General features: G+C 57.9%; 15 protein-coding genes and 1 pseudogene. 7 read left to right on the forward strand and 9 right to left on the reverse strand.

Features of this window, described 5'->3' with window-relative positions; translation table 11 throughout:
- Positions 1 to 269 precede the first annotated feature (269 nt).
- Positions 270 to 1,499 (reverse strand): site-specific integrase, encoded by a 1,230-nt coding sequence (locus tag CLU85_RS06415; protein ID WP_015013017.1) that lies wholly within the window; start codon positions 1,497 to 1,499, stop codon positions 270 to 272.
- Positions 1,500 to 2,111: 612 nt separating this feature from the next.
- On the opposite strand from CLU85_RS06415, the gene CLU85_RS23295 reads away from it, so the two are divergent.
- The 4 genes from CLU85_RS23295 to CLU85_RS06430 all read left to right on the forward strand — a co-directional run bounded on the left by CLU85_RS23295 (position 2,112) and on the right by CLU85_RS06430 (position 5,822).
- Positions 2,112 to 2,339 (forward strand): transposase, encoded by a 228-nt coding sequence (locus tag CLU85_RS23295; protein WP_369858307.1) that lies wholly within the window; start codon positions 2,112 to 2,114, stop codon positions 2,337 to 2,339.
- A gap of 601 nt (positions 2,340 to 2,940) precedes the next feature.
- Positions 2,941 to 3,183: an AlpA family phage regulatory protein gene (locus tag CLU85_RS23605; protein WP_100409553.1), complete on the forward strand. Its 243-nt coding sequence runs from the start codon at positions 2,941 to 2,943 to the stop codon at positions 3,181 to 3,183.
- The gene (locus CLU85_RS06425) at positions 3,176 to 4,504 is read left to right on the forward strand and encodes a YfjI family protein (RefSeq protein WP_100409554.1); all 1,329 of its coding nucleotides are present in this window, start codon (positions 3,176 to 3,178) and stop codon (positions 4,502 to 4,504) included. The genes CLU85_RS23605 and CLU85_RS06425 overlap by 8 nt, the downstream gene beginning before the upstream one ends.
- 187 nt (positions 4,505 to 4,691) lie before the next feature.
- On the forward strand, positions 4,692 to 5,822 hold the full coding sequence (locus tag CLU85_RS06430; protein ID WP_100409555.1) for an inovirus-type Gp2 protein: 1,131 nt from the start codon (positions 4,692 to 4,694) through the stop codon (positions 5,820 to 5,822).
- 87 nt (positions 5,823 to 5,909) lie between these two features.
- On the opposite strand, the gene CLU85_RS06435 is transcribed toward CLU85_RS06430, so the two are convergent.
- The 3 genes from CLU85_RS06435 to CLU85_RS06440 all read right to left on the reverse strand — a co-directional run bounded on the left by CLU85_RS06435 (position 5,910) and on the right by CLU85_RS06440 (position 7,734).
- Positions 5,910 to 6,725 carry a DNA/RNA non-specific endonuclease gene (locus CLU85_RS06435; protein ID WP_100409556.1) on the reverse strand — a complete coding sequence of 272 codons (816 nt, stop codon included), beginning with the start codon at positions 6,723 to 6,725 and terminating at the stop codon, positions 5,910 to 5,912.
- 160 nt (positions 6,726 to 6,885) lie between these two features.
- Positions 6,886 to 7,032 carry a hypothetical protein gene (locus tag CLU85_RS22930; protein WP_157803931.1) on the reverse strand — a complete coding sequence of 49 codons (147 nt, stop codon included), beginning with the start codon at positions 7,030 to 7,032 and terminating at the stop codon, positions 6,886 to 6,888.
- A 3-nt stretch (positions 7,033 to 7,035) separates the two neighbouring features.
- Positions 7,036 to 7,734: an SOS response-associated peptidase gene (locus tag CLU85_RS06440; protein WP_100409557.1), complete on the reverse strand. Its 699-nt coding sequence runs from the start codon at positions 7,732 to 7,734 to the stop codon at positions 7,036 to 7,038.
- Positions 7,735 to 7,770: 36 nt separating this feature from the next.
- Here CLU85_RS06440 and CLU85_RS06445 point away from each other — a divergent pair, with 36 nt between their 5' ends.
- Complete coding sequence (locus tag CLU85_RS06445) at positions 7,771 to 8,217, forward strand: LexA family transcriptional regulator (protein ID WP_057228325.1); 447 nt, start codon at positions 7,771 to 7,773, stop codon at positions 8,215 to 8,217.
- 20 nt (positions 8,218 to 8,237) lie between these two features.
- A complete protein-coding gene (locus tag CLU85_RS06450) occupies positions 8,238 to 9,536 on the forward strand; it encodes a Y-family DNA polymerase (RefSeq protein ID WP_100409558.1) in 1,299 nt (432 codons plus the stop codon).
- Positions 9,537 to 9,651: 115 nt separating this feature from the next.
- On the opposite strand, the gene CLU85_RS06455 is transcribed toward CLU85_RS06450, so the two are convergent.
- The 3 genes from CLU85_RS06455 to CLU85_RS06465 all read right to left on the reverse strand — a co-directional run bounded on the left by CLU85_RS06455 (position 9,652) and on the right by CLU85_RS06465 (position 17,563).
- Positions 9,652 to 11,820, reverse strand: a complete 2,169-nt coding sequence (locus CLU85_RS06455) for a hypothetical protein (RefSeq protein WP_198509145.1) — start codon at positions 11,818 to 11,820, stop codon at positions 9,652 to 9,654.
- 59 nt (positions 11,821 to 11,879) lie between these two features.
- Positions 11,880 to 13,049, reverse strand: a complete 1,170-nt coding sequence (locus tag CLU85_RS06460; protein ID WP_100409560.1) for a hypothetical protein — start codon at positions 13,047 to 13,049, stop codon at positions 11,880 to 11,882.
- A gap of 299 nt (positions 13,050 to 13,348) precedes the next feature.
- Complete coding sequence (locus CLU85_RS06465) at positions 13,349 to 17,563, reverse strand: glycosyltransferase (RefSeq protein WP_232727748.1); 4,215 nt, start codon at positions 17,561 to 17,563, stop codon at positions 13,349 to 13,351.
- 216 nt (positions 17,564 to 17,779) lie between these two features.
- Between CLU85_RS06465 and CLU85_RS06470 the strand changes: the two are divergent.
- Positions 17,780 to 17,947 (forward strand): annotated as a pseudogene (locus CLU85_RS06470) (IS3 family transposase); the annotation flags it as partial.
- A gap of 438 nt (positions 17,948 to 18,385) precedes the next feature.
- Here the strand turns inward: CLU85_RS06470 and CLU85_RS06480 are convergent.
- Entirely contained in the window at positions 18,386 to 21,052 is a 2,667-nt protein-coding gene (locus tag CLU85_RS06480; protein WP_100409563.1) for a DUF2726 domain-containing protein, read from the reverse strand.
- On the reverse strand, positions 21,049 to 22,722 hold the full coding sequence (locus CLU85_RS06485) for a hypothetical protein (RefSeq protein ID WP_100409564.1): 1,674 nt from the start codon (positions 22,720 to 22,722) through the stop codon (positions 21,049 to 21,051). Before CLU85_RS06485 ends, CLU85_RS06480 begins: the two co-directional genes overlap by 4 nt.
- Between the last annotated feature and the right edge of the window lie 176 nt (positions 22,723 to 22,898).

Genomic DNA, 22,898 nt, shown 5'->3' on the forward strand with positions numbered 1-22,898 from the left:
CGCTTAGAAATTCAACCACTGCGCCATCAAGAGGCGGCTTTGGGCGAAAAACCGCCGTCTGATTGGCTCCGCTGAAGGTCTGCAACCAGCCTAAACCTGACCCCACAACTTTGGTATCGCCTTCGCATATCCCCTCAGGCCAATCGTTGGCTTCTCAGAATCTCCGTGAGCGCTTACTGCAAACCTCCCAAGAACTCCCGGCAAAAATGAGGCGGATCTAGCTGGTTGGGAGAATTTTCAAGTTGACAAAATGTCTCGCGAATTCGCTGTCAAATCGGGCTTTCTGATGCAATTCCTAAAGACAGCTTGCCAGATACGAATGCTGCCCAAGCATTCATAACCTCTCGTCGTTGTTCCAACAAATCGGTGCGATGGTAGGCCGCTTCGACTTTATCTTTGATGGTGTGGGCCAAGGACCGCTCGGCCAGATCTCGTGAGTAGCCCATCTCGCTGCACCAATCCCGAAAGCTGGACCGAAACCCATGGGTCGTCGCGACTCTTCCTGGCGTGTCGCTCCGTGCTTTCAGCTTTCGAAGTAGTGAAGTCAGAGCCATATCCGAGAGCTCAACCCGATCACGAATCGACGGAAAGACAAGGTTCTCATGTTGGCCCTTCTGCCTTTCAATTAACGTCATTGCACGTGGGGAGAGGGGAAGGCGATGGGGAAGCTTTGCTTTCATTCGCTCCGCAGGAATCGTCCATACTTTGTTCTTCAGATCAAGCTCGCTCCAGCGCATTCCTCGTGCTTCCCCTGAGCGACTGGCCGTCAAGATTACAAACTCAAGCATTGTGCGCGTCACCTCTGGTCGAGTGCTTTGCCAGAGGTGTTCCTGCACAAACTTCGGAATCTCGCGCCATGGCATAGCTGGATGATGCTGAGTTCGTACAGCCTTGCCTGGCTGCTGCGCGAGCAGGTGTCCAACAACGTCAACTGGGTTTGATTGACAGTATCCGTGAGCCCAACCCCAAGCAATCACAGCGTGAATGCGCTGTTTGACCCGGCTAGCAGTTTCTGCCTTTGTGAGCCAGATGGGTTTCAGGACCTCTGCAACATCGCCAGGTTGGATTTCATGAAGAAATTTCCCTCCAAGCCGCGGGAAGACGTACTCCTCCAAGGTGTTGATCCATTGGCGGCCATGCTTTGGGTTTTTCCAGCCAGGAAGAAGGTCACCGTGCAGATTCAAAGCTGCCTCTTTGAACGTGGGAATCTTGGGCTTGTCTTCTAGCTTTGCCTTTTCCTCCAGAGGATCCTTGCCCTCCGCTAGTGCAATACGCATGGCGGTCGCACGCTTGCCTACTTCGGCGATGCTGATCTCCGGGTAAGAACCCAAGCCCGCGTTTCGACGTTTGCCCGACACGGGGCTTACGTATCGGAGGACCCACTTTCCATGGCCCTTCAGGTTGGAAGGATGTAGTGCCAAACCGGTCACGCTTCCATGGGGAATGGCGGTGTCAGAGGGTTTGATGTTCCTGGCTTTGGTATCGGTAATGGTGGCCATTGGAGTTGCGTTCCGGTATGCCATCCAGTATGCCATCAAGCAATTGCTGCTGTTGGATGTCTTTAGATTGATTTGGATAAATATCTATACAAAACAAAGACTTGCAGGAATTTTATAGATGTCATTAGTTATCATTGAATCTCAATCAGGCAGACACCCTCTCCGCCAGTAAGTATGCAAACAAGCGCCTTTCGGGGCGCTTTTTTGTTTGTATCTACCATTCAACCTACCAACCACCAGTGCCATTGGTTAGGACTTGGATGGACCTCATCGGACGCACTGCAAAGCCTCTGACGCTACTCATGAGTTCCCCTGTGCATCAAGACAATGCGTGGGGGTATAGAAAAACACCCAAGCGATATTGGTCGCAGGCAGTTCAAGCAGATCAGTGTTGTGCAGAAACAGGCACGGCGCATGACCAGGTCAACGCCATAGATCAGTTTGCATGCTCCTTGCTGTACCCGCTGCGCACGTTCTGCCAATTTCGATCGTGACCCGTGACTAGCGAAAACGGCGCACCGTGAACTTGAGCGGGGCTTTGCTGGGGCAGACCTTAAAAAATCAGGGCGCGCGGATCGCGAGAAACTTTGTCGTAACGCCTCAAGCGCGTTGTTGATCGTAGACGTGCAGAGTGTGAAGAACAGAGGCACAGCAGTCCTGAAAAATCATGGTGCGGGCAGCAAAGTCTCGGGCGCCAAGCCCCACATTGGAGTGGGTACCCAAGGCCTGCCCAGCGCTAACGCGGTGATATCAGCCGAAGTGTCAGATCGCACAGGGGGCGCTCAAGGGATCGCAGCGCTGCTAACCTGCCCTGGGCAAGTTACAGCTGCTGCTGTGTGACAACGGCTATGTGGGCAAGCCGTGCGCCTGAGGCGCCTAAGGCATGATGCGCGCGCGTGTCAGCATGCGAATTCCAAGTGCAGAAAGCAAACGGCTAAGGCGACGTCCCATCGCTTGGCGGGGCAGCGCACCCTTGTGGTGTTGGCACTGCTGCTCAAAAGACGGTGAACATGCTCACCCGTCGCTTTCGTGGGCGCGCTCTTGACGGAGTTGCCGCCCCTCCGATACACTGAAATCAAGCAAGGCGTAAAGCCGTCCTTTGCAGATCCTCGAGGCGCCATTTATTGGCATTCATCCCTCGAGCTTAATCAAGTTAGGCGTAAATCCGTCCTACTTAGACCCTCGGGGCGCCAGCAATTGGCAGCCAGTAACCGAGTTCAAATGAACCGCGCCGGCGCCCGGGCGGTTTAAAAGTGTCTCATGACCTCGCGTCCTGGCCACTAGTCCCCAGAGCGATTTACTCGCTTCTGTTCCTTGGCACCTACGCGGTGCGTATGTAATTTCCGCATTCGTTTTGAACGTTTGCGTTTCATTTTGGAGCTCGTCGCGGATCAAGCCGTGCCGAGTAAGGGTTTGTATTTTTTTGAATCTGGGGTTTTGTATGACTAATTCTAAAATTCGCCCTTGTACGGTGAGCGTGAAAGAGGTTGCTATATTAATCGGTATTTCAAAGTCCACCGTGTATGAGTATATCAAGCCAACATCACGGTCGTATAAAAAGGATTTTCCTAGGCCTTTTAGCTATTCGGATGATGGGGTGGGCCCTTCGCGTTGGAAGCTGGAGAGTATTGAGGAGTGGGTAGAAAATCGCTCGAAAAATTATAAAGGAGCTAATCATGGATGATTTTCCGTTAAATGCATTTTCTTCGATGCTGGAGAATATCTCTAAAACTGTTCAAGAAAGAACCCAGGCTCCCATGGCCATGGTGGCGACTTCGTTGTTAACGGGGATGAGTGCGGTTAATCAGAATCTATTGGTGGTTGAGTTGCCAACTGGCCAGATTGCACCAGTTGGGCAATATGGCGGTGTTGTTGGTGATAGTGGCTCTGGAAAGACGGCTGTCGATAATGCCGTAGTAAATCCTATTCGCCAATTTTATTGGAAAAAAAGTGATGAGTGGAGGGCTGAGAATGAGAGTAAAAAATCTGCGCAAAAGGGTAAAAAAAAAGACCGGAAGGCCGATTTGGATGATAATCCGGAGCCTAGATTTATATTATCTGAGGCTTCTCCTGAGGCAGTAATTTATCAGCATAAAGATCAGCCTAGCATATTTTTGAACTCTGCGGAGGGGGGTGTCATTTTGAATGGGAGGGCAGCTAAGGGATTGCCTCTCTTTTGTGATGGTTGGAGCGGGTCTGAGATCTCTGTGGATCGGAGGAGCTACCCGAGTTTTACTATCCGTCATCCCTGCATGGCAATTTTGATAATGATTCAAGAGGGGCAGCTCGAAGCATTTATGAGGCGTCATAAGGCTTTTGGTCTGGGTTTCGGTTTCTTTGAACGTACGGAGTTTTGCAGGCCGAGATCACTTGTTGGAAATCGCCGAATTCAGGAATATTCAACGAGTGAGGGTGCCGATTTTTGGTTAGACCACTACCGCCATAGGATTACGGAAATTCTTGGTGAAGGGTGGGATAGGTACCAGAATAAGAAACCTAAATTAACAGTGAAATTTTCTGAAGAGGCTAAAAAAACATGGATTGGTTTTTCAAACTGGATTGAAAGAGAGCTCAGAAAGGGTGGGCAGTATGAGCATATGCGGGGTTTTGCTACTAAGGCGCCGAACAATATCGCCCGTCGTGCTGCTAACATGCAGTATTTTCTAACGGGTGATGCGGTTATTTCGGATGATATGCTCTGGCGATCAATTGAAATTTCATATTACTATTTGGAAGAGCATTTGCGTATATTTGGACCGCCTCAGGCAATCAATGTGATCGATAGATATTCCGAGGAATTGTTAGGATGGCTCAAGGACCAAGTGAGGACAAGAAATTTGTCTTCTTTTCGACTGACGGATTTGTACCGGTTAGGGCCATCCATGTTGAGGCTTCGGGACGATATGGAGATCGCTATCAATGCCTTGGTTGAACGTCAACTGGTTCTTGACTATCGTCATGAAAAGCCAGCACGTATAGCCCTGAGTCTGAGTGCATTTGCCTGACTTTGTGCTGCGACCGCAGCGACTCGCTGCGGTCGCAGCACTTATTTGAAAAATTACGCTACTCCACCAAAACGGATGTAAGTGCACGAGAGATTGTTCTCCAACATGCCGAGGGATTGGTGTGTTCCTCAGGGGTTCTTTGATATTTACTGCTCAGATTGGAGCTTTTAAATAGGGAGTGTATGTTATGTCTTCCAGTGATAGTATTGAGCGTATTGTATTTGGTAAAAAAGATGGTTTTGTTATTAATACGTTACACCTTAGGGATGGCTTAGAGATGGAGTCAGTAAGTGCACTCCAGCCATCGTTATCATCGGATATCGTTGTGAACGATGTGCAATGTAATCGGCGATTAGATGATCATTTATCATCAATAGCCGAAATTAATATTCGATGGATTGCTGAGCTACATGAAGCCGCATTGAAGTGCATGACCAATAAGCGCAGGCTGATGGTGAGCAAGAGGTTGAGCCCTCTTGGAGAAAGGACAGCCTTAACCTTCGCAGGGCTATTGGCAGGTCTGACATGGCGAGGTGCTTACGATCGCCTTGCAAAGGTTCGTCAGCCCTATATGCAGTGGGTGACAAGGGCACTCGAACGCCTGCGTCCCCACGTTGACCCTGATGTGCTGATCGATGAACAACAGGCCACTCCTATTGCACGACGCTTGGTCGTTGAAATGGTCTGCCTTCTGGAGAACAAACTGATCTTGGCTCGTCTCGATAACGTACGCCGAGAGCATCAGCGAAAGCGCTCTGTGCTGCTCAAGCGTCTCGTTGCTTTCAAGCGAGTCATACCCAAGCTGATGGTCCTACGCTTGGACCTCGGCTACGGCAAGGAGCATGCATCTGCCTCCATGGACCGCATCATTGATGATTGGGCGGCTCTGAAAGCCTTCATCACGACGAACTTTCCCAGCTACCTGAGCCATGTCGTCAAGCTCGAATACGGGCTGCAGAAGGGGGCTCACATGCATGTGCTCCTGCTATTCAACGGTGCAATGGTGCGTCAGGATGTGACCATTGCGAAGCTGATCGGTGAGCACTGGTCCAAGGTGACCACTGGCGGCATGGGTGTGTACTTCAACTGCAATGCAGCGCCCTATAAGAACCGCTTCAGTCACTGTGGTGTGGGGGTTTTCAACCGTTTGGATGAAGCAACGGTGGCGGGATTTCAGGCGGTGGCCGACTACATCACTAAACCTGATCCGTTGGTGACCTTGATGATGCCCAGTGAAAAGCGGTTTTATCGTGCCCACTTGGTATTGCCAGAGAGAAGGCGTCGTCCTTGCTCCAGGACAGCGGCTGTGGCAGCGTAGGTAGGCGCGGAATCGGAAGGGGCACAACGCCCCTTCGTCCGAGCACCGTACAGTGGCTATGCATCCTGACTCGTTTGGGATGAGGGCTCAATGAGGCACTGCATTTTTGGGCAAAAACTCCACGCCCGTGCGCTTCACGAGCTCCTGATAGCTGATCGGCCGACCCACCGTCTCCCCCTCGCGGTTCTGTTGCCAATGCGCCCAGGCCTTGTTGGTCGTGGCGTCATAAACGAGCTTGTACAGGTAAGTCGGCACCTTCACCCCATTGGCTCCAATTCGTGGCCCCGCATCCGTGAACACCGGCCCGGTGATCACAAACACATCCCCCTTGGCCCGCTTCACATAGTGCCGTGTGTCCTGCTCGATCTTGCTCCAGGCGCCGCTGTTGTGTTGGGCAATCTGGGGAACCATGTTCGCCAGACTGAAGCTTTGCGCCATCGCCGTAGGCGTCGGCATGTCTCCCGCAGGCGCCATGTGACCCCGGCTGTAGCCTGAGTTCTTGTAGTCCTCCAACTCCGCCCGTTCGCCAAAGGGCAATCGCGCATCCGCAAAGAATCGCTTCGCCCGCTTCTCGTCGGCATCCTCGATGAGCCTGCGATTCAAGCGTTGGGCCACAAACACCGGTGTCTTCGTCGTCCCGGAGTGCAGCACCGCAAACGCCTCATAGCAAAGCTCACGCAGCTGCGGCCGGGGCGTGATGGCCGGTGGTATGCCATTCGCAAAGAACTGCGGGCACTGAGCAAAGGAGGTGGGCTCGGGCGTGAGCAGCGCCGCACTGTCGAATTGCGCAAACCGCGCCCAGGAAGGATGGGGGAGAGCAGCGCCGGCAAGAGTCAGGGCCAGCAGAGCTGCCAGGCGCACACGGCCTGGCCAAGAGGACAAACGATTCACAGAAGAAGACATCGAGTCAAACAAAACGGAGCCCGATTGGAGCACCGTTCATCTCTCACTTCTGGTCCGAATGCTCGGATCCCGCAGGGTTTTACAGCTGCTTGCAGCGACAGGGCCCACAAACAGAAAGGGCTCCCTTCGGGAGCCCTTTCTGCCTGCCCGCCCCTGCGGTTCAGTGAACACTCCCCATGGCAACAGCACCCGCAAATGCGATGTGCCACCACCATGGGAAGTCTTGCAACTGCATCAATTCAACCCAAGCAGTTGGTATGCCAAGTTCCATGGCGCTGAATTCGCCAAAGGGTGAGGGCTTCTTCATGCATCACACTGATTCGACAGGTAACTCTACCTGCTGTGCCGGATCTTTCGCCCGGTGCACAAACAGCTCCAGTGGCGGCACTTTGATCAACGCCTCAGCCTGCTCGATGGTGCCGTGCAGCCAGGTGTCCCAGTCGCCCTTTTCCAGCGGCACCACGGTACGCTTGTCCTGCATGTCGGGCGCGCGCTTGGGGTCTGGCCGGTGCATCAAGTTCAGCACCGGCACGTCGTCGCAGTTCTGCGTGACCATGGTGTAGCTGGGCAGCACCTCACCCGTGGCCGGGTCAGTCCACTCGCTCCACAGGCCCGCCAGGCCCCAGGGCTCGCCGTCGGCGCGCTCGAACTGCCAGGGGATGTGCTTGCCTGTTCCCCAGTAGGGTTCGACGTACAACTGCGCCGGGATGATGCAGCGCTGTCCCTTGCGCCAAGGGCCGCCATAGGTCCATGACTTGGCCATCCCTTCGCGCCGGGCGTTGACGGTGCTCAGGCGCTTGCCATCCTTGCCAGTGGGGATGTGTGTCTTAGAGTGCGGCGGGATCATGCCCCACTGGCCTACCACCAACTCGCGCCCGGCTTCGCCCTTGGCCCGCAGGAACGGCCCACGGTACAGCGGGCTCATCTTGTCGCGCCACTCTTCCTCGGGCACGTCACCGAAGTGCAGCACCAACTGCTCACGGCCCGGGACCTCGTAGTAGGTACACATGGCAACATTCTGGCAGCAGGGAGTTATACTGTAAATATGTACAGTCTTTGGAATTCCCCGCTACCCGTGCCGTACGACACGGCGGCGCAGTCGCTGGCCTTGCCCCTGTGCGGGGTGAGCGTGCGCGCGGGGTTTCCATCGCCAGCTGACGACTTCGTTGTGGAGCGGCTGGACATCATGCAGCTGCTGGTGAAGCACCCCCAGGCCACCTACTTCTGGCGCGTGCGGGGCGACTCGATGCGCGACGCTGGCATTGAGGACGGCAGCATCATCGCGGTGGACCGGGCGATCAAGCCCAAGCACAACAGCATCGTGGTGGCCATTGTGGACGGCGAATGCACCGTGAAGTATCTGCATCAGCGTGCCGGCCGCATCAAGCTGCGCGCGGCCAACCCCACCTATCCCGACATCATCCCCCGCGACAGCCAGACCATTGAGGTGTGGGGCGTGGTGAGTGGGTGCGTGAAGCTGTTTCTCACCTGATCTGATGGACGGAGGCCAGCATGTATGCGCTGGTGGATGGCAACAATTTTTACGTGAGCTGCGAGCGGGTGTTCCGCCCCAGCCTGAACGGCCGCCCGGTGGTGGTGCTGAGCAACAACGACGGCTGCGCCATCGCCCGCAGCAATGAAGCCAAGGCCCTGGGCATCAAGATGGGGGCGCCGTGGTTCCAGATTCGGCACATGGAAGAGACTCACGGCCTGGTGGCCTTGAGTGCCAACTTCACCCTATACGGCGACATGAGCAACCGGATGATGAGCCTGGCGGCGGGCCTGGGCCCCTCGCAGGAGATCTACAGCATCGATGAGTCGTTCATCGGCCTGCAGGGGCTACGGGGTGACCTGGGCACACGCAGCCACGCCATCCGTGCCCGCATCCACCAGTGGGTGGGCATCCCCTGCGGCATTGGGATTGGCCAGACCAAGACGCTGGCGAAGCTGGCCAACCACATCGCCAAAACGGCCGAGCGCAAACCGGGGAGCTACCCAGCCGAGCTGGCCCAGGTGTGCAACCTGACCGCACTTCCTGCCCAAGACCTGGACGACGTGCTGGCCGCCACGATGGTGGAAGAAGTCTGGGGCGTTGGCCGCAAGATAGCAGCGCAGCTGCATGAGGGCGGCGTGCATACCGTGCTGGACTTGGCGCGGCTGGACCCGGCCATGGTGCGCAGGCGCTGGAGCGTGGTGCTGGAGCGCACCGTGCGCGAGCTGCAGGGTATGCAATGCATAGAGCTGGATGATGCGCCCGAGCCCAAGAGAGAGATCGCCTGCACCCGGTCGTTTGGCCATGCGGTGACCGAGCTGCCCCCGTTGGTAGAGGCTGTGAGTGAGTTCGCCAGCCGCGCGGCCGAGAAGCTGCGCAAGCAAGGCAGTCTGGCCAGTCAGCTGCTGGTGTTCTGTCACACCTCCCCCTTCCGACCTGGTCCGCGCTTTAACAAGTCGGTGGTGGTCCCCCTGCGCCGACCTACTGCGGACACCGGCAAGCTGGTCTGGGCGGCCGCAGCTGGCATGCGCCGCATTTATGAGCCTGGCTACAAGATGGCCAAGGCCGGGGTGATGCTGCTGGACCTGATGCCAGGCAATGTGCTGCAGTGTGAGCTGGATCTGGAGGATGAAGACCACCGGGACCGCACCCAACTGATGGTGGCGCTGGATGCGCTCAACCAGCGGTATGGCAAGGGCACGGTGCATTCAGGTGCCACGGGCGGCACCAACAAGGGCAAGGACTGGGGGATGAAGCAGGAGAGGCGTACGCCGCAGTACACGACGCGGTGGGAGAATGTGCCTGTGGCGCGGGCCTGAAAATGGGAGTGCTGCCACGCCCGAGGGCGGCTCTGCAGCGGTTGCAGTCGATGACGGTGGGCCGGCGAAGGACGGCTTTTTGTGCTCTTACCGCCATTCACCCCACAGCAGGAGGCTAGTGGCCTTTAATACTTATCCACCATACGTAAATCAAGCCATGGAGTACGCTTGGTTGTGTCAGACTATTCTTGATCCGATCGATAAGTTCGAGGCTGTCGGTTTTGGTGAGGCGTAGCCGCTGAGTAGCTAGCGCCAAGCCAAATTCCAGGGAGGCTTCGCCGTACGGGCGGTTTGCATTGAGGAAAACCTTCTCAAGAAACTCGCGCAGCATCTCGCTCAGTTCTGGCGAACCAGAATAATCAAGTTCATGTGCATCGGCTGCTCGAAGTAAGCTCGCCTGCAGCACGCCATCGTTAAAGCGAAGAAAGTTCTCAACGTCCAGGACAACGGCCTCGTGCATTGATGAACTCAATCGGCTACCTACCTCCTGATGCTCTCGCGCGTTTTGTAGAGCGGCTGACATGGCCAGGAAGCTCACTGCAGCATTGTTGCTTGCAGCGCGAATTTCATCTGTTGGATCCCAGAATACGAAACCGCTTGTCAGTTGTAGGACATTGCCAGACTCGGTCCGCAGGTAGCCGTCTCGAAGTGAATCCAGAGCCTTTGCCATTTCCGAAATCGAAGCTAGGGACTGCTCCTTGGGCCACGGCGCATGATCGGTGATGTCCATTTGGTCGGCTTGCTGCATAAGTTCGGCTGCGCGCCGCCAAGCATCCCCGGTTCCAGATGGAGCGCCTGTGGGTAGAACCTTCCAAGATGAAAGCAGGTATGGACGCTCCTTGTCTCCGGACTGGATTAAGAACTGCTTGAGCCGAAGCCAAGCGCGCATCGTTTCAGGTAGCCCGACAGCCACGACAAAGTGCCGCGACGCCTTAGGCACAAGCTCTCGAAGGTCGCGTGCGATGGCTCTCAGACTGTGACCGTCACCGACGACGGCACCGCACACAAGAACCCCGGTTACTTCTGTACGAGTCGTATCACCAAGGGCCAATAGATCTGCCAAGCTCACGAGCTTCGGTGGCCGGCCAGCAATGCCCTGCAAAATTTGTCCACAGACCTGCGCCATACGTTGTCCACCCGCGCCATCAAGACCAAGGATGTGTGAGACGCTAGCCGGCGTCTTGAAGCGAACTTCGTCTTCCAGCCATGCTTTCAATTCTGTGTTGTCTGCGACCGTTGCTTCATCTAGGCTGACGAGGTCCGTGCGAGCGGTGTTTTCGGCACGAGCATGGTTGAGTCGGAGCACGGAACGATGACTGAAGTGCTTGAGCAATGCTTGCAGCGAAGCAGGCTGGTGGGCTTTAGTAAGCACGAAAGGCCGCGGCTTTTTTCCCTGGGCAGCAAAATACTCGCCAGCGAGTTCGATTACGGTCTCGTTATGACTTCGCTGTGGTCTGCTCGCTTCGGTATGTCTATTGCGCGCGTAGACAACGCTACCAAGCCTGCCATCATCGGACATGTCCAGAAGGGTTATCAAAGCGTCTTCAGGCACTCCGTCCTCGCGAAGTTTCGCAACCATTGATCCAGTCGTCGACGCGCTTACAAGAACCGCATCAGAGTCGGTCAGCACGGTGTGTAGTCCTGCCATTCCTCCGTGCGAGTGGAAGCTATCTATCTCCCATGTTGGTACTTTGCCGCCGCAACGGCGCGTGATGTCCTCGACCGCCCGAGCTACTGGATAGATTCCCATGGTGTCAATGTGCAGTGTTGACGTGCCCTTCAATCTGTTCCATGCGGTGATACAGACCGCGACAGCCACAAAGTAGGCATCCACCTCGTCCCTCAGAAGCTCACTCGCCAGCAAAAACTGTCGCGTCGCGCGCCCAGAAGGGTGCTTGAATATGTGGCCTGGAGGTGCTTCCTGAAACGCTCCCCGGACATCAACAAGTTGTGCTAGTCCGTCGCGCCAAAGCTTTGCAAGGTCGAGGTCGTAGCTCTGTCGCGATTGGTCGTCGCGAAAGATCTTGATGAACGAGCCGTCATGGAACTTCCAAATTGCTAGCTCTTTGAGGTAGTCCACAGCGTTCCGCTGGCCTCGTCTCACAAGACCGTCAGCGCGCGTCTTGTTCTGCTTCCAAACTTCGATGAGGCGATCTGCGTGTTCATCAAACGACACAAGTAGCACGGCGTCCGGTAGCGGATCATCCGTCTTCAGGTTGTCCTGGATTTCATCGTCTAGGACGTTCATATCGAGTTCAGCCCGCCCGAAAAACACCACGAGCACATCGATGAACTCTCCGGAGCCCCTACAGTTTGTACGAGACCTGAAGGCGTGGGTGCGCTTCATACTGTAGGACGCGGCAAAGGGATAAAGATGCTCACAAGAGTGCCGGCTACACGAAGTAGTCCGCGCTCAGGGCCAAACCAATTCTCGAAATCCAAGTTCTGAACTTGGCTACTTTCCCCCGGCAAGAAGCATTTGAAGATGGCTTGCCTACCGGAACGAATTCGGACAAAACCAGCCGCTTGGGCAATTTCAGACAGAACTGCGTTGAGCCCAAGGCCAGTCGCATGGTTGCTCTTGGAGGTGACGTGCATTCTCAAACATTGTCGAAGCGCGCTGGCCTCTTCCTTTTCAGTCATCTGAAAAAGCGGCTTGCCGAGTAGCCGAGCCGCCATACCAGGACCCGAGTCCAGAAAGTTGAAGCAAAGGCCTGACACCCTGTCTCGCCCGGTTTGGCACGATGAGATGGCTTCCCAATATTCGCGAAGGGTTTCATTCCCGTAGAAATCTCCTTTGGCATCCTCCTCCGAGCTTGTAATCCAACCAACATTTAGCAGCTCAACGTGTCTTCTGTAGACTTGGCCGCGCTCATCTGCAATCGCATGGTCTTGGGTATTTTCAAACAGCTCATGCGTGAGGGTAGCGAGCGATGAAAGTGTGCCCTCGTCAAGGTCTGTAGACGAAGGTGCTGCGCGCATTGCAAGACCGCGAATAGTGGACTTAAGGTCAAATTTGTCCTTGACCTGTCTTGGCGAAGGTCCGTTGAACAACGGTTTGAGGAACTGACGTGACGCACCACTCACCGAGAGAAGGTCGATAGTCCTTCCACGCACGAGCGAGGCATAGTCACCTTGGTAGGCTGCCTCGATTCTCGACTTGGCGCCCACAAGCGCAAGCTGCCGAGCAACGGATTCACCACGCACCTTGACCGAGCCGCTAACCGACATGGCTGCGATGCCGATGGAGTAGCCACAGGCTTCGTCGAGGATTTCAGAGTCACTTTGCTCCGAACCACCGCCCACGTTAAGGGCAGCGTCCGGATTCAGACGAGACCAAGTCAGCAACGCTTGGAGATATGCTGCGTCTCGAAGGGAGCCACGCCTCTTGTTTAGGTTTCCGGCTGAAACAGCGAGTCCATACTCACGATGCCCATGGATAGTGCCCAGAGCCCGTTCAATGTCCTCTAGTGAGTCGATGCCAGTAAGGCGAAATTCCTGGGACGGGTTCATCGGATAGCTCAAACCTGACGATGTCATTGGACATGTTGTAGAGCATAGCTCAGTGGCAATGCGTCTGTTGGCTAAGGCTCAAACATTTGCTCTCACAGACGCCGCTGTGGAGCAGTCATATCGGCGCAGATCGCTACCAGCCAAGAGCTGGAGTGCGGCAACTTCAATCGCTCCACTTTGACTATCGCCGACCAGTTTGAAACGCCACGTTGGGGGCAATCCTGCAGCCATTGCGATCCTTGCTTTGAGAAACTCAATGCCCGGAAAGGGTCGCTCAACATTGTCGTGACTGATCAGATCTAGTAGCCCGCGGCGACGAGTTGCTTGAAGTCCAGCACAAAATCTCGCCGTAAATAAAAGGTCCGGTACGCTTTCTCCACCATCGCGAAGTACTGGTCGGGCTTGTTCCACGTAACCCTATTCAACACCTCGCCGGCTGGCCCATCCTTGGCGTGATAGTCGTTGTACTTCACGAGATCCTCAAATCGGAAGCCCAGGCGTGCAAGCTGCTGATAGGTGCGCCGTTCAGCCGCGTCGACCGGTTCGGAAAGGCTCGCTGCGACCGGGGCCGCGACAATGTGCGTACGCGTCGTGAACGCGTCGTCCCATGCAGACAGCATCTGCTCGTAGTCAAGCAGGCTCTCCGTCACTGGATCACGCAACCCACGATCTTGGCTTAGCTGCTTCTGCGCTCGGACAAAGTCCTTGTAGAGCGCAAAGTAGGCCAGCGTTGCGCCCGATGACACCGCGAACGAAATCGTCTCCCTTGTCAGGCGTGCGTTTTCCTTATGGCCACCAATGATGAAGTAGGCCTTGGTGAAGATCCCTGCGTCGCGAAGTCTCCTGAATAGATTCCTGATCACCTGGTTCGTGAACTTACGACCACCTGCCTTGACGCTGAACCGTCGCGCTGCATTGCCCGACTCCACGCCAAACGCCAGCATGTTGCAGCCTGCCGCAGAGAGAAGGTTGACAAATCCACCCTTCTCGCCCTGCGCTTCATACGCGTCGAAGTCCTCAAGCCTAAAGATGCCGCGCCAAGTCAGGCTGCCGCTTCGCTCGCGTCGGATCGTGGCAAGCCCGTTCAGGAACCGCTCGGCCCAGGCCACCCCCTCTTTCACCCGGACGCTTCCGGCGTTTTCCGGCGATGCGATTTGAGGAAGCAGGTTGTCATCGATGAACTGAATTCGTAAATTGGGATGCGAAACCGCGAGTTGGCGTATTTCCTCCAAGATGGAGTCGACCTCGCGCCGACGCTCGCCTTTACTCAGACTTCGTCGCTCAGTGCAGAAGCTGCAGTTCCAGTCGCAGCCCTTGGACATCACCACGTGAGCCTCGTGAACGCGGCCCTTCACATCCCGTGTCTTGCCTGGCTCGTACGGCCCCTCAGGACCAGCGTACAGCCTCCGGTCCAGTTGGATCTTCATCCAGCCCAAGTCACTGGCCGGCTTGTCCACGCCCGTAACGGCGGCTGCGGGCATCACCTTAACGTCGCGCAGGGCGACGAAACTGCTGTGCGGGTTCGCAACCAACCCATTGCTCAGCGGCCAGGGGTTCGTCGTCTTGAGCGCCTCCACCAGCAGCTCGAGGTTGCCAACGGCGTCGTCGGAGATCGCGAAATCCCAGTTCTCTCGGTCACCCTCATTCATGGCCGAGAACTGCCAGCCATCGAGGTTGGCTGCAGGCCCGCCAACCACCAGAACAGGTCGCCCAGTCGCGTTGCGGATCCGGCTGAGCATTTGCCGAGTAGACCGAACCGTGCTGAAAACCGTGTTGAAGCCGATCAGGTTGAACGTCTTGGCTCGATTGATTACATCGGTGACCAAGTTCGGGAACCGGTGGCAGTCGATAAGGTGGACGTCATGCCCGAGATTCGAAATGTGGGTTGCCAACAGCCCGAGGCCAAGAGGAGGCGTGCTGGTTTTTGATGCTGCTCGACCCGCGGCGGTTTGAACGGAGATTGGTGGCAGTACCAGTAGCACTCGCTTGACGAACTCAGCTGCGCGTTCCCGTGCGTCTATGACTTCGGGATGCATCTGGCGGCCCAATGTGCCGCCCTTATGTCCCACGCTGGGCCCAAATAGTTCCCTCGACTTGGGGAAGTCCGTCAAGGTGAACTTGGCCAGCTGCGCTGGCCACGGATCCTTCGAGCTGTGCTCCTCGCGGTAGTGGTGCAAGAACTCCCGAGCCAGCCAGGGATGCCCGCCATCGAACGAGACGGCAATATCAACTATTTTGCCAAGCTTGGCACATAGCGTGCGGCCAGAGCCTGAAGACGCATCCGACGACGCCAACCGGACGCGCAGCACAGGAGAAAAGGCGAGGTCAAGCGCAGCCCATCGGATGGCCTCTTCTTCATCATTGGCCATTGCCTCCAGCACATGGAATACATGCGCACTCGAGATGGAGACCGTGATCATCCCCGCCGCGAGGCGCTTATCGCCACGCCAGGTCTTGGTTACCTCATTTTTGGGGTCCAGCCGGTTGAAAAAGCCGATTGGCTGTTCCATCGACTGGCGCGCGGCGTCGGGCTTCAAGCTGAATAGCGCCAACGCTGTAGGCGCAATGTCGGCCTCACGCTGAAGCAGCTCCCCGATGTCAAACGGCCTTGCCATGGCCCTGGCGCATCGGGCTGATTCCTCAGCGAAGTCTGGGAGCCCTTCCGTGTTGATCACGCGTTTGAGGTTGGGATTGGTCACGCACAGGCGAGCCACACGGATGCGCAACGCACTATCGTGAGGGAGATGCTTCACCAGGGGTTCAAGGAAATCTCCGGCCTGGTCATCGAACCGACCGTCAAAGTCGGCCGAATAGCGTGACACGTAAAAGAGCAGCTCCTTGCGCAAAAACCCGTCCCCGAATATGCGATCGCGCATCACGTCAGGCAGGAGTGCCTTGAAGTCGCCGAAGTTCTTCGCCAGCTTGGAGGCTGCGGCCATGAACCTCCAACACAGATCGAGGAACACCGTGTCGAGAATCGGCAGCCCGCCTGCTTTGACATGGCTAGCCAATGCCTCAGAGATCGCTCTCCCTATCGTCTCCAGTGCCGTTTTGAACTCCCACCGATCCTTCATGGTCGCAGTAGCGCCGACATCGCTGAAGAAGTTCATTGCGGAACAAACCTGGCCCCAGTCGCGCTCGACATGCCCTGATTGACACGCCTCCAGCGCGGTCAGCATCATTTCGGCACCAGCAGCCCCGTCTCGACTGTCGACCGCTCGCTGCGCGGCCAACTGGCGCTGAAACCAGTCTCGCGGGTTCGCCCATGGCCACTTGGCATTGGCCAGGAGTTCGGCAGCACACCCTTCCCAGGTGAACAACTGCCTGATGAGTGGCGCGAGTTCCATCGCGGCCTTCTTGCGAGCCGGGTACTCGCGCACCATCTTTTGAACTGCATCGCGCAGTGCATTCGTGTCCTGCTCGGAGGGGTGCCCGGCCGGGGATCCGCCGGCCATGACGACGGGAAGCACCCCAGCAAAGTCCGAGTCCGGGAACCGATCCCGAAGTTGGCCGACCAAGACAGCCAGGCCGGATTGAGTCGAGCAGACCAATGGAACGCCTGCACAAAGCGCCTCCCAGCCAGCCAGTCCGAAGCCTTCGTGCCATGACGGCATCAGCGCCACGTCGGCATTGATGAGGTAGTCATGCAGATCTTCCTGCCGATTCGTGAACGGCATCGGTTCCAGTTCAAAAGCGGCGTCCTCGCGGACGTCTCTTTTCAATATGTCGATGAGCTCGCTGTCCTTCTCGGGATCGACACCACACGCATAGAAGTGCCCGCGCTGCGTCCAGCGCCCAGGGGTTGCACTCGACCTTTCCGCGACATAGGCGGCTTTCACGGCGCGAACTGCCAGCACCCCGTTCTTGATCGGGTCGTCCTCAAGGCCTAGTCTTCCGCTCATATAGAAGCTCAGCGCCCCATCGCCCTCGGCTTGCGCCCTGATGGTTGAACTTCCAGGTGTCAGTGCAATGACCCGGTCCTTGCGATCGCGACGCGCCTTCTGAAATCCATCGGCCAGCAGTGGCCCGATAGCAAACGCAAAGTCGGCGGCAAAGACAACAGCGTGCTGCCTGCGTGACTTCTCAAAGACGCTGGGCAGCGACTGCCCCTTGCGTCGCGAGTATTCGGCGTAGTCCATGTGACTGATCACTGCCGACTTCACCGACGTGTCGCGGCCCAGCCGAATCTGCAGATCCTTGGCGCAGTCGATAGCCAATTGACCCGTCTTCAGATCATGCCCGATGACCAATATCCCTTCGATATCGGGCAGCGGCGTCTTCAGAACCTCTTTAAGAACGGTCTCCAGCACCACATCGACTTCAAAGGTCCTAGGACTGATGACCTCGACCTTCAAGGGAGTGGCTGTCTTCAACGCCTCCTCAACGACGCAAATGCAACGGCCGCCCTTTGGAATGATGTTGGCGACCCCTCGTGCCAATCCCGTGTTGACCACGTTGATGCCACCATGCGTGCTGCCCCAACCTGTGGCAATGCATACAACAATGTAGGCCACTTCTCTCTCCCTCTGTTCGTTTGACGGCAGATCTCACTGCCACACGGACCGTTTCTGATGGACTGTGTCTTTTAGTGAAGTCGAAGCGAATGTCCACAGCCCTGCCTTAGTAAGGGCAACGTAGCTTTCTAGCTGTGACGATAACGATTATGAAGGCTCACTAGGTACACCGGCTGGGCTACCCCGGTCGGGTAAACGCTCATGGTTGGCCTCAAAGCGGTCGCTAGATTCTTCTCGACGCTTAAGATCGAGCGCTGCGCTCGCACGGTGTACCTAAGCAGAGAACAGGCAAGGGCCGATATTTTCGATTACATCGAGCGGTTCTATGACCCGCCCAGGAAACACTCAAAATTGAACTACCTCAGCCTGGTTCAATTCGAATAGCGGGAGCGATTCAAGGGCCAAGCAAAGCGTCCGGGAAACTGGGGGAAGCCCACACTCCGGGAGCACCGATAAGGCATGCGGCTTTACCTGAATTGGATTCACGATGGTGAGGGCGCTAGCTTCTTCATATCCGACCTCCACACGGCGTGCGAAACAAGTTTGGACTGAAGTCTCCATGGGGTCACCGCGACCTTAGCGAAGTGTTAACTAAGCGTGTTTTACCTTACTGGGTGGCGTGTGGTTTGGTAACCGTGAGCGGTGGAGACGTGATTGTTATCGGATCACGGCCACGAAGGTAACGACGTTCAGCTGGCCGACGATGCGACCCGTTCGGTAGCCGATAGTGCTTCGCTTCTCCGTACCGATGCGGATGTTCACGCAGAAAGCTTGAAACCAATCACCTACTCCCATTGAGCCCCCTAGGCTGCGTGTGACCGCTCAAGTTCTAACGCCAGACAGGTCTTCCAGCAGACCACGCGCTTGGTCGTACCCGGGCAAGTCGGCGCGCAGGCTGCGCACCAGTTCATCGACGTGCTCGGCGACCTGGGCACGGATGGTGTTCTCGGACGGGCTGCCGACCGGCCGAAGGCGCATGAACGGAATGCCGGCGGCTGCGAACAGCCGGTCCTTCTTGTTGTCGTTCCGTTGCTGGCGCTCGGTGTCGTGCCAGACCGAATCGACTTCGATGGCCAGCATGGGCAGGTAGGTCGTCGACGACACGACGACGATGTCGACGCTCGCCCGCAGGTAGTAGCCGAAGTCGTCATCGCTCACCAGCTCCTTCATGCGGTCGAAGCTCATGACGCTCTGCAGCGCGCAGTTCGGGAACACGAGGTGGTTGGGGCACAACTGCACCAGCACCTGGTAGATGGTGAACTCGCGCTGGCTGTTGAACACTTGCTTGACCGCGCTGGTGCCCTGGGAGCGAACAATCCTGCCGATGACCGCGTGCTGAGACTCGCGTTCAAGCAGCGGCGCGATGTGCGGGTTGATGCGGAAGGTCTTGTCCGTGACCAAGAGCATCCCGAGCTCGACCAGCTTGTCGTAGTGTCGGCCGGCCCAGGTCAGGTCCATGCCGGCGTACTCCGCCACCTCGGCCAGGCCGTTGTAGCTCTTGATGCTGGCGAACACGCTGAGCAGCTTGCGCGCAGGTGCGGTCAGCGACGGCCAGCGACTAACCGCCGTCCGCTCGAACTGGTCGCGTTTGTTCAGGGTGGCAAGGCGCGCCTTCGCATCCGTCAGAAGCTGCTGCACCACGTCGGCGCGACTCGACGTCGGCATCTCCTCTTGAAGCTTGTCGACGAACTGCTGCACTTGGCCCAGGTCCTCGGACCGGGCCCAAAGCAGCTTGGCGTTCTTCACACTGACGTCGGGCAGGTTCTCGGCGGTGTCGAGGTTGATGAGGTAGTAGTGCAGGGCATCGTCCGGGTCGCCCGCGACCTGCTCGAGGTAGGCCAGCCGGAACGAATGCTCCTTCTCAAGAAGGTCATCGCTGAAGTCGCGGGCCAGGGGCAGCAGCTGGGCTCGCACCTTGTCGCCAAGCTTGGACAACGCGTCGAAAATGTCCCCCACGACCTCGAGCCACATGCGCCGGGTCTTCTCGGTCATCTGCTGGCGCACCGCCGACAGTTGCTCGAGTGCATCGAGCACCGGCCAGGCTTCGGGCTCATCGAGGTCCTCGCCGCTGAGGTCGCCAGAGTAGTAGTTCTGCGGCATCGGCACGCCAGCACTTGTCGCTCGACGCATAGCGTCGAGCAGCAGGCGCATCCGACCCGCCACTCCTTGGATGACGTAGGCCGCCGCGAGCTGGAAAGACAAGCTCTGCTCGCATAGCCAGGCAAGGCCCGGCATGTCCTCGTCGCCGTGCGCCTCGTCCTCCAGCGGGGAGTACTGGGTACTGGCGGTGAAAATCCGATAGAGGCTCTCGAGCTCGGCTCGCCGTGCGAAGTCCTCGGGCGAATGCTCATACAGCCGCAACAGCAGGTCGCCGACCGATGCCATGTGCAGCCCTGACATTCCCACGTAGATTTCCTGCACCCCCTCGGACAGCGTCATCGTCAGCTGCTCCCCGAACCAATGGGCGTCAGCATCGGCTAACCGCATCAAGGCGCGCACCGCGAGCGACAAATGCTCGTCCACGTCGGCGGGCGCGGCCGACAGGGCACAAAGCACCCGGCGAAGCCCTTCACAGGCATCGCAGGCGAATGGCTCGGGGAAGCGCTGCAGCAGGTCGGCCAAGCCCTCGCCGGGGGTGTGCTCGAGCATCCACATGAAAGCCCAGGCACGAGGTGTCAGCCGCAGTTGCGCGCGGCCCGACGATTCGTCCTTCGGCAAGGCGATGAGGGAGCTCTCGCTCGGGCATGGAAGCCGAAGAAGCGCGTCCCCAACTCGCCCATAGTCCCACGGGTCAGCCATCAGCAGGTCGAGGTCGAGCCGCAGCACATTGACGAGTGCACGGCCCTCTTCATCGAGGGCTCCGCCCTGCTCTGCCGCCGCATAGGCTTCGCTGAGCGCCAAGGTGAGGTCTGGAAGGGCGGCCAGCGTCTCCTGGTCAGTGGCCGAAATTTCCTCGCCCCGCCGCCCCTCCCTGGCCCGCAGCAGCGTCAGCGCGCGCCCTCGAAGCTTCCGCAGCCAGTCGACATTCGTGAGCTCCATGCAGGCACGCGACAGGCGCCGGAACGCTTGTGCGCTGCCGTCAATCGACCACCCCTTGGATTCAAGATACAGCTCGAACTCCGGCAGGGTGTGCAGCGCACCGACGCGGGCGGCCAACTGCTCGAGCGCGTCATCGAACTCCTTGCGTGCAGCCGTTGGCAGGTCGTAGATGGACTGCACGCCGGGCGGATAGAGGCCAACAATTTTGAGCCGCAGTTGCCACACCTCAGCTTCCTTGCGGTCGTCCTCGTGAATGGCCCTCAACGGCACACGGCCCAGCGCGAGAATCTCGGCCCAGGCCTTGTTGTCAAAGTGAGCTCGAGCCGAGGCCTGCATGTCCGCCAAGCGGAACTGCGACTCCGCGAAGGAATCCGGCTCGACGGCGATGGCACTCACCGCGGCCACTACTGCGGCCGTCGCCTGCAGCTTTTTCTTCGACTTCTTACTCATTCGCCCTCCTTGATGCAGTCGATGTCCAGGTAGATGGCGTGCCCGAAGGCGAACGACCACATATTGGGAAGCTTCTCGATGACGCCTTCCGTCGAGATGAGGTGCGGCATCACGCCAACGTACATCTCCAGGCCCATTGCTTCGAGCTTCAGCCGCAGCTCCTCGCCGTCCCCGGCATAGCAGAGGTACGGCAGCGGGTCGTCACTTTCGACGAACTGCCCAAGCTGCTGCATCTTCTGGATGCGGATGGAGGCACTGAAGTCCTCGATGGCATCGCGAATGCCTTCGACCTGGTCGGGGGTCAGGTCTCGCGGCGTCCGATAGCGCACGAAGTCCACACGCGGCATCAGCGAGCGGATGAGGGTGTCGTCGACGGCCTTGGCCAGCTTCGCCCGCGGCGGTGAGGCAAAGAGTTTGTTGGGGTCCTTGAGCTTCAGGTGTTCCGCCAGCGTCATGACGAAGCCAACCTTTACCTCAGGAACCTTGTCCTGCTCGATGCCGGTTTCGGCGCAGAACGAGTCCCAGTCGTGGCCAGCGTCGTTCAGCGCGTGGAATACCCGATGAAGGTCGACGCGATAGGTGTCGTCCGGGCCGCTCAGGTATTTCAGCTGCTTTGTGAGGTGGTGGTGCTTCACTTTGCCGCCGAGGATGCGCTTGGCCAGACGGTAGCGCCGAAGCAGCTTCTCGGATTCGGCCCCGGTCAGCATCGAGTGAGCCTGGCCAGGAACGTAGTCGTTGGGGTGCAGGGTCGTCATCTGCCACACATAGCGGCCCTTGCCGACACGCCAGGCGGCCTCCTCCAGGGAAATGTCCAGCGGCTGGCCCTTCGCTTCGTCCTTAACGGCCAGCTCGAGTTGGGACCAGCACGTCATTTCGTCGCCGCGGGCGATTTCGAACCCGTCGCCTGGCATCAGCTCGTTGTCCTCGCGAAGGAGCACCAGCTCGGAATTGCAGGTGTCGTCGGGCGTGACGGGCAGCGGGATGGCCGGCAGGCTCGCCAACACTTCGGATCCGTGTCGACCGCAAATCTGGAGCGTTGCTACCCCGTCCAGGATGGCCTTGTCGGTTTCCTCCAACCGCCTGCGGACCATCTCGAACGCCGCCGGCGCCTCGGCCAGCCAGCCCTGAGGGCCGCCAAGCGGAGTAATGGACAGTGCCGGCACCATGTCGGTCTCGCCGGCGACGCTGTCCTTCTTCGGCTCCGGCACGCAAACCAGGATGAAGTCGCTGCCGAACCGAACCTCGAACACCTTGGTGGGCTTGACCTGATGCCAAGCCTCGAGCCACTCGGCGAGCCGCGGCGCGAGCTCGTGCCAGCTGGAGAACTCCTCCTCCGGCGCCTTGACCACCATGGCGAGCTTGAGCTTCGGGGTGAGCGGCTCCAGATTGAGGGCGTGCCAGCTGGACCGGCCGAGGATGCGGGACGCGGCGTCCAGCGCTGCTGTGTGCTTGAGAGCGACGCCCGTGTCGCTCAGAGCCTTGCGCAGGCGCTTGGCCAGGAGCTTGGGGTCTTCATCGGGCCGGGGCTGGAGGCCTTCGACGACCTTGAGCGCGGCCTCGGAGGTGAAGCGGGGCACCTTGAGATGGACGTAGGTCCACAGGGCTGCGGCCGTAGCCTGTAGGTCTTGAGGGGAAGCGGGATGCGCCGTCGGCGCAGCAGTGTTTGCCATGGATGAACTCCTAGAGAGCATCGAGGGACGGCACGCGTTGTCCGGCTCTCCAAGTGGAGGTCATCGAGCCGGGGAAAGGGAACTCTCGCAATCCAACTGGCTTTGCCGTGCCGGACAGGGTCCGGTGCGTGCACTGACGGGCGCCAACTTGCCCACGATTCGGCTTGAACCGCAGG

Origin of the sequence: Acidovorax sp. 69, assembly GCF_002797445.1 — a bacterium.
Classification (GTDB): domain Bacteria; phylum Pseudomonadota; class Gammaproteobacteria; order Burkholderiales; family Burkholderiaceae_C; genus Acidovorax.